At 44.1% G+C, this 7,546-nt stretch carries 6 protein-coding genes; all 6 read right to left on the reverse strand.

Features of this window, described 5'->3' with window-relative positions:
* Positions 1 to 99: 99 nt before the first annotated feature.
* Positions 100 to 1,026 carry a phytanoyl-CoA dioxygenase family protein gene (locus OXN25_09880; GenBank protein MDE0425166.1) on the reverse strand — a complete coding sequence of 309 codons (927 nt, stop codon included), beginning with the start codon at positions 1,024 to 1,026 and terminating at the stop codon, positions 100 to 102.
* Positions 1,027 to 1,039: 13 nt separating this feature from the next.
* Complete coding sequence (locus OXN25_09885; GenBank protein MDE0425167.1) at positions 1,040 to 1,960, reverse strand: nucleoside hydrolase; 921 nt, start codon at positions 1,958 to 1,960, stop codon at positions 1,040 to 1,042.
* Positions 1,961 to 2,937: 977 nt separating this feature from the next.
* Positions 2,938 to 4,089: a tetratricopeptide repeat protein gene (locus OXN25_09890; protein MDE0425168.1), complete on the reverse strand. Its 1,152-nt coding sequence runs from the start codon at positions 4,087 to 4,089 to the stop codon at positions 2,938 to 2,940.
* Between the two features lie 3 nt (positions 4,090 to 4,092).
* Positions 4,093 to 4,425 (reverse strand): type II toxin-antitoxin system HigB family toxin, encoded by a 333-nt coding sequence (locus OXN25_09895; GenBank protein MDE0425169.1) that lies wholly within the window; start codon positions 4,423 to 4,425, stop codon positions 4,093 to 4,095.
* Between the two features lie 341 nt (positions 4,426 to 4,766).
* The gene (locus OXN25_09900) at positions 4,767 to 5,831 is read right to left on the reverse strand and encodes a tetratricopeptide repeat protein (GenBank protein MDE0425170.1); all 1,065 of its coding nucleotides are present in this window, start codon (positions 5,829 to 5,831) and stop codon (positions 4,767 to 4,769) included.
* A 22-nt stretch (positions 5,832 to 5,853) separates the two neighbouring features.
* Positions 5,854 to 7,546, reverse strand: a 1,693-nt coding sequence (locus tag OXN25_09905; protein MDE0425171.1) for a tetratricopeptide repeat protein, incomplete at its 5' end; no start/stop codon positions are given.

A 7,546-nucleotide genomic window follows, 5' to 3' on the forward strand; every position in this document is an offset into this window, starting at 1 on the left:
GCTGCTACACTGTTTCCAATTGCGTAAAAAATCAAAATGGCGATTAAAGCCACAAGTCTCCACTGCTTGTAAACCATGCGAATCCTCCTTGTAATGGCATTATTCCAATTCCCACTCCCGACGGAGTTCCCCTATTGGTCTATAACTTGCACCTTTGTTGTAAAAATTACCGAGCCAACTGCCGTCTTCACGGAAAAAGAAGCGGTCATCTTTCTCTTCACAAGCGAGTTGGTATCGCGTATCAATGCTGATACGATAGCGGTCAGAGCGATTCGGGGCACTGCTGTGCATCATGTAAAGCCCAAAGATAATAACATCCCCCGGCTCGAAATGCGCTGTTGCCAACGTGAACCCGAGTTTTTCAACCATCTCACGGGGATCGGTGCTGAACACGGCTTCTGTCAAATCGCGGTCCATATCGGTCGCGCCATAGGTGGACTTTAACCGATTGTGCCGATGGGAACCGAGACAGATAACGAGGGGTCCATTTTCCAAACCAATGTCCGTCAATGCGCTCCACATCGTGTATCGGTTCTGCGTGCCGCGCCCGACGTAAACACTGTCGTAGTGGAAATGGTTGTGTCCACCCTTCGCCATGCAGCGCAGCCAACGTTTGTCAAACGTAATGACGGTACCACCGAGAAATTCTTCGTAGAACCGCATCGTTCGCTCGCTATCTACAACATCAAGAATCGGTTTAGCATGCGCCACCTCAGTTTGTCGAAAGAAGCTAAATGTCTGGTTCGCCTCGCCGATAATACCTTCTTCAACCGGAGTATCCGGCTTTAACCCACCGTTTTGTGCAATGGCTTGCAAGGTCCAATATGCCGCTCTTTCCGCATCCTTTCGCGGATGGAACCCTCGAATAAAGAGGTATCCATCCTCACGCATCTTTCTGTGTAACGCATTGGGATCATTGAGAAGTGAGCTGGAATCTACTAATTCGACGATCTCCGCACCGAAATGGAAACGGTGTTCACCGAATTCAAAGGATGTTCCCGCTGGGATCTTTTTCGGTGTGTTCAATGTCATCATATCTTTAGGCAGTGTGGTGTTGCAATTTCTCAAACAGATCCCTGAAGATCGCGTCCCGGTTCACACTCGACGCAACACGCATGAGATGACGACTGTTATCAAAACTCCATGTCACTGCTTCCGTCAAGATTGGACTGTGGACAATCTCTGTCGGCACCCACGATGGATTGACAAGGTATGCTGTCGCAGATATATCCCAGATTACCTTTGACCAAGCGAAGTGATCGCTGGAGTAATCTTTGAAGATTTCCACGAGGTAATCTCCGACTTTGCCTTTACCCTGCACATAGCGTTCCATCTCAGCAACCGTTGTGTGCAGATGTGAGACGACCCCGCGTGCTGGCAGCCAAACGAACGGCACACCGCAGTCCAAAACCACTTGCGCACTTATAAGGTCTTGCATGAGGTTGAACTCGCGGGTGTGGGGCCAGTACAACGGATTCCCACCAAGCCAGATAACGACAATTCGTTTGATAATTTCCGGTTCTATTAGGATAGCAGAGGCGACATTGGTTATCGCACCCACAGCGACAACATAGAGCGGATCGTCTCCACTCGCCATTGCCCGTTCAATCATATCCGTCGCAGCGTCGCTCGGTACAGGTGTTTCTCTGTCTGAGAGAAACGCTCTGGCACCGCGATAAGCGAGTCCTTCGGCAGGCACATTCAGGAAATCCAGAAGCCGAAGAATTTCGTCATAACTTTTCTCCATACCATCTTCAGCGTTATCGGAGCGGTTGTTGTGGAAGGGGACGGCGTAGATTGCCTCAAAGTCGAGGTGTTCGGGTGAGAGCAGCGCGTGGACGACTGCAAACTGATCGTCTATTTCGTTATAGGTGTCAGTGTCAAGTACCATCCGCACTTTTCCGGTTGGCGGTTGAAGCATCTCCAGACGTTTTGACTCTGACAGCGTCGGAAAATTCATAAGCGATTTTACCTTGTGAATCGAGAGTTTTCCTTAGTATATCACGTCTGGACAAAAATGGGGATTTATTTTTCTTCCTATTCTCCGCTCGGATATAAAAAACTCATCTGCCCTATATTCATAGTATTCATAGTATTCATAGTATTCATAGTATTCATAGTATTCATAGTAACGTTCTGAAAATTGTGCTTTTAAAACCCTCATGAAGTCAGGTGTGACGTGGGTTTGTCGGGTTACTATGAAAAGGTTGTTTTTTTGCTGTTACTATGAATCCGCATTTTTCGTTTCTCAGTATTAGTGTTGTAATGCCAATGGTGGCGTGGGTTTATAGGGCTTTCTCCTTTTAGGGGTTTTGAGGGGTTACTATGAAAGTGACGTACGTGAATATAGTTTTAACTTAAAGATATATTTCTTCGTAATTTCCGCTAAAAATGTTACACTGGTGTAACATTTTGTGTTGGGTGTGTAACGTTAGAGAACATAGTGGCCATAAGGGTTTGTTGATGTTTAAATTTCTGTTGTGAAAAAAATAATAAGTCCGAAAAGTGTAACATTTTTGAGTTAGCGGTCAGCGGTCAGGGCGTTCTGCTGCGCTCCGCTCTCAGCAGTCAGTAAGAAACTTCTGTGGTCCGCTGAAAATGTTGTGTCGGTTTTTGCGTCAGCGTTTTGGAGATTGATACAATATTCGCCTCTATTGGAAAATCTTATGATATATTATACTATTTTTACTAACGGATGTCAAGTTAAAAATTGGTTATGGGCTATCTGTCAGAATCAGGATTTGCGGGATTTGAAGATTTGCAGGATTGGGAAGGGTTTTCATACACAAACTAATAGTTTGTGCTACAGCCCGTAAGCTCTATAACTATTTGTAAAATATAGTTTCACGGAAGCACCATTTTTAATGTGTTTCTCACGAGTTGTGCCCCTCTTTAGCTCCAGCGGGGCGAAATGTCTATAGCAACTCTAAAACTATCCTAATTGTTAAGTTCTTGAAGCTGTTCCTCGACAAAGACTTTGAGGTTGTAATTTCCTTGTTTTTCTCCTAGTTCCAACGCTTTTTGAAAATCTAATCTTGCTTTATTAATCCTGCCTAAGTGAGCTTCCAGTATACCCCTATAAGCATAAGCTTCTGCATAGTCAGGTTTTATGCGAATTGCTTCGGTGTAATCAGCGAGAGCTTCATCGTGCTGACCTAATTCACTCCGTAAAATACCGCGAATATTATATGCTTCTTCGACGAAGTCTGGCTTTAACTCAATTACCTTATCATAGTCCGATACTGCGGCATCATATTCACCCAAGAGGGCATTCGCTGAGGCTCGAAGGCAGTAAGCTTGAGAGGAATTAAGACCCAACGCAATTGCTTTATCAAAATCAGCAATTGCGCTTTCGTAGTCTTTCAATTCAGATTTCAGAATTCCTCGATTGTGATAGGCACTGGCGAAATTGTGATTCAATTCTATTACTTGGTTAAAGTCGGTCATTGCCTCCGCGGATTGTCCAAGATTGTGCCGCATAATTCCCCGATTATAAAAGGCTTCCCAAGAATCGGGCTTCAACGTAATCGTCATGTTGTAAGCAGAAAGTGCTTTTTCTTTCCGGTTCCCTTGATAAAGGAGATAGCCCATTGAAAAAAAAGCATGCGCAGCGAGTTCAATGTCACTCAGTTTAGGAATGTTTGAAGCAGGCTGCTTGCTTTCATGAGTTGTTTCTATAGGTGCTTCCTCTGCTAACTCTGGAAACAGTTCTGTGAGTTCTGGAACGTATTTATCCTCATAATTATCAATGAGTTGACGAACAAATGCCATTAAGGGGTGCAAAGGATGCGTCTCACTTTCGCCTACCGCACCCACTAACTCTACAAGCAACGCATGCGCCCAGTCATAATCGTTTTCAATCAATGTGGGTACACCCTGATTTTCGTCACGACGCATAAACTCAATCAGTTTATCTAACACACCCACCAGCCAATGATAGTCGTTTTCCGGATAGGACGGAAGTACCGGAGGTTGTGAGGTTCGCGTCTGTAACAGTTTAGCGTTGTCCAACAATTGGGACATACTCGGTATTTCCAAAGTTCCAGGTGGTAGGACCACTTTAGACCAAGTTTGTATACCTGTCAACATCGTTTACTCCTTCCATCGCCCTTTATTGTATTCTGCATGTGTTAGAACCTTATCAATTGTGACTCTCTGTTCATTTGTGGCATATTGTATAGAAGCGATAAGGCGGACATTATTACCACCAATGTTAAACACTGTCCATATTTCATTTTGAGGTGGCTGGTTGAATTTGCGTTTACGGATTTTCACCTGATCTGCGTGCGGAAAAATCTTACGCAAATCGACAAATGAGTTGAAGTTTCCTTGACGCATCAGGTGGTACCAGCGGTTAAGGGCAGATCTATCATTCGGGTGTTTTTGGGCAAATTTGTTTAGTACATTTCGTCCGGTGATGCGCATTAGGTATTTACAGAAGAGGCCTGCTCCTTGATTGTTTAGGTCAGGTTATTGCCTAAATAGTATACCATATAGGCCCCGAACTGTCAAAAATAATTTATCTTATACCATTTCTAAAAGTTTATATTGCATTAACGGGCCCTTTCATGCCCACGCTAAAGCATAATGCGACAAGCCTGCACAAACTAAAGTTTATGCTACAATTTCAATCAGAAATGGTATTACAACTTCAATACCTGCGCCAAAAATTGGAATTGATTATTAGGTTCAAGGATGGAAACATTATAAGCATTCAACCGTGAATTAGGGGTTGCGAGGTAGGACGGCAAACTACCGCGGTAAGTTCATTCATCCTCCCTGCGAAAGACCGACATAAAAGATTCAGGAAGTTCGTCAAAGTCATTAGCTATCTTCACTTTGCCCTTCCACTGCCCACCACGGCGTGGTTGCTTGGCACTTTTCTGTTTTGAGTCTGACTGCTCAAGTCGTTGTAACCACTTTTCGATGAGGACTTTGAAATCAGCGTTTCTTTGCTGTTCTGATAGTACCAAAGCAGTCTGGAGATCCGATCTTGCTTTGTCTATATTTCCCAATTCAGCCTTTGCTACACCACGATAAGCGTACGCTTCGGCATAATCAGAATTTAGGCGAATCGCCTCGGTAAAGTCTATAATAGCGGCATCAAATTCTTCACATAGGACTTTCTGAACTGCTCGGTTGTAGTATGCTTCGGCAAAATTTGGATTGAGACGAATTGCAGTATCATAATCGGCAACGGCATCATCAGGATGCCCCAGTCTATTTTTAACATTGCCTCGGTTGTTGTAAACTTCCGCATAATCTGGTTGCAACCGAATTGCTGTGTCGTAAGCAGAGAGTGCTTTTTCTGCCTTGCTTCCTTCCCAGAGGAGACAACCGATCGCGAAAAAGGCGTGCGCAGCAAGTTCGCTATCGCTCAATTCTGAGGCGTAAGGTGGTGGGTTATTGTTTTCGCTTGTTTTTGAAATAGGTGCTTCCTCTGCCAACTCTGGAAACCGTTCAGTCAGTTTTGGAACATAGGCATCTTCATAATTGGCAATGATCCGAATAATAAAGTCCATCAGCGGGTCTAACGGGTGATTTTCATTCGCGCCAACGGAATAGATTAACTTTTCTAATACATCGTCCAGCCACTGATACTCGGCTTCAGTCAACTTGATGGCCCCGTAATGCCCGTGCCGTTGTCCGAAGTCGATTAATCCATCTAATACCTCGGCTAACCACTGGTAGGCAGTTTCGGGATACGGCGAAGGGACAGCAGGTTTGGATGTGCGCGTTTGTACCGGTTTAGCGTTATCCAACAATTGCGGCATACTCGGCACGATGTCTGTGAGTAAAAGATTATTTTTCCCAAATCTGAATGTTGACATTATTTGCTCCTACCTCTGTTTATTATCTTTCATCGGTTTGCGATGTTAAATTGTCAAATTGCTGAAGTTTTTTTTCTATGTCGGTTTTGAGCGCAGTATTATTTTGCTGTTCTGCCAATTCCAACGCAGTTTGGTAATCCGCTCTCGCTTCGTGAATCCGAAGTCGGAAAGCTTTCATGTCTCCCCGAGATACGAAAGTCCTTGCAGAATCAGGTTCGATCCGGATAATTTCATCAAGATCAAGAAGTGCTTCATCAAACTGGTTGTTGAATAGTTTCGCTGTTGCCCGGTTTTTGTAAGCTGTAATGTAATTCGGGTCAAGATGCAGTGCCGTGTCATAATCCGCAATAGCACTTTCAAGTCCATGAACTTCCATTTTAACATTCCCTCGGTTAGTGTAGGCAGCCGCTGAATTCGGATAAAGGCGAATTAACTCATCATAATCCGCAATGGCAGACTCGCTTTGTCCAGACATAATTTTTGCGAATGCTCGTCTTTTGTAAGCATCCGCGTAATCCGGATTTAACTGAATTGCTTGGTCATAATCCTCAATGGCAGCTTCAAAATTTTCCAATACGAGCTTTGCTTCCGCCCGGTTTTGATAAAAGACAACAGCATCTGGATTTACACGAATTGCTTCATCAAAGTCAGCGATAGCTTCCTCATATCGTTCAAGTTGCTTCTTCATAATTCCGCGGTTGTTATAGGCCCCGGAATCATTCGGATCTAATTCAATCACCTTATCATAATCAGAAATGGCGGCTTCGTAGTTGCCAAGATATGCCTTCGCGTTACCACGATTGCCATAGGCTCCGGCATCATTCGGACGTAATTCAATCACCTTATCATAGTCAGCAATAGCCTCCTCATATTTGCCAAGTGCCACATTTGCGACACAACGATTTTTGTAGGCTCCAGTATCATTCGGATCTAATTCAATCACCTTACCATAATCGGCAATAGCCTCCTCATATTTGCCAAGTGCCACATTTGCAGTGCCACGATTTTTTTGGGCAGCGGCACAATCTGGGTTTAGGCGGATAGCTTCATCAAAATCGATAAGGGATTCATCAGGTTTGTTAAGTAAATACTTCGCAAGGCCCCGGTTATTGTAAGCGGAGGCATCATCTGGCTCTAAACGAATTATCTCAGTATAAGTAGCAATAGCTGCCTCATATTGCTCAAAACTGAGCTGTAGATCTCCTCGATTCCTATAGGCCCCAATATAATTTTGATCCAATTCAATCGCTTTATTATAGTCGGCAATGGCCTCCTTGTAGTTGCCCATATCTCCATTTGTATTTCCCCGATTGTTATAGGCCCCGGCATCATCTGGTTTCAACTCAATCGCTTTATTAAAGTCAGCGATAAAAGCTTCGTAGTTGCCCATACCTCGATTTGTGTTCCCACGATTGTTATAGGCAGTTGCATAATCCGGGGACAATTCAATAGACTTATCGTAATCAGCGATGGCGGCCTCATGATTGCCAAAATCCGCATTTGTCCTTCCTCGGTTATTATAGGCTCCAGGATAATCTGGTTTTAATTCAATTGCCTTGTCAAAGTTAGCGATGGAGGCTTCGTAGTTGCCCATATCTCGATTTATGTTTCCCCGGTTATTATAGGCCCCGGCATAGTCTGGTTTTAATTCAATTGCCTTGTCAAAGTCCTCAAGTGCAGCCTCGTGATTGCCAGACTTCCTGTTTGCAATCCCC

Source organism: Candidatus Poribacteria bacterium, assembly GCA_028820845.1.
Classification (GTDB): domain Bacteria; phylum Poribacteria; class WGA-4E; order WGA-4E; family WGA-3G; genus WGA-3G.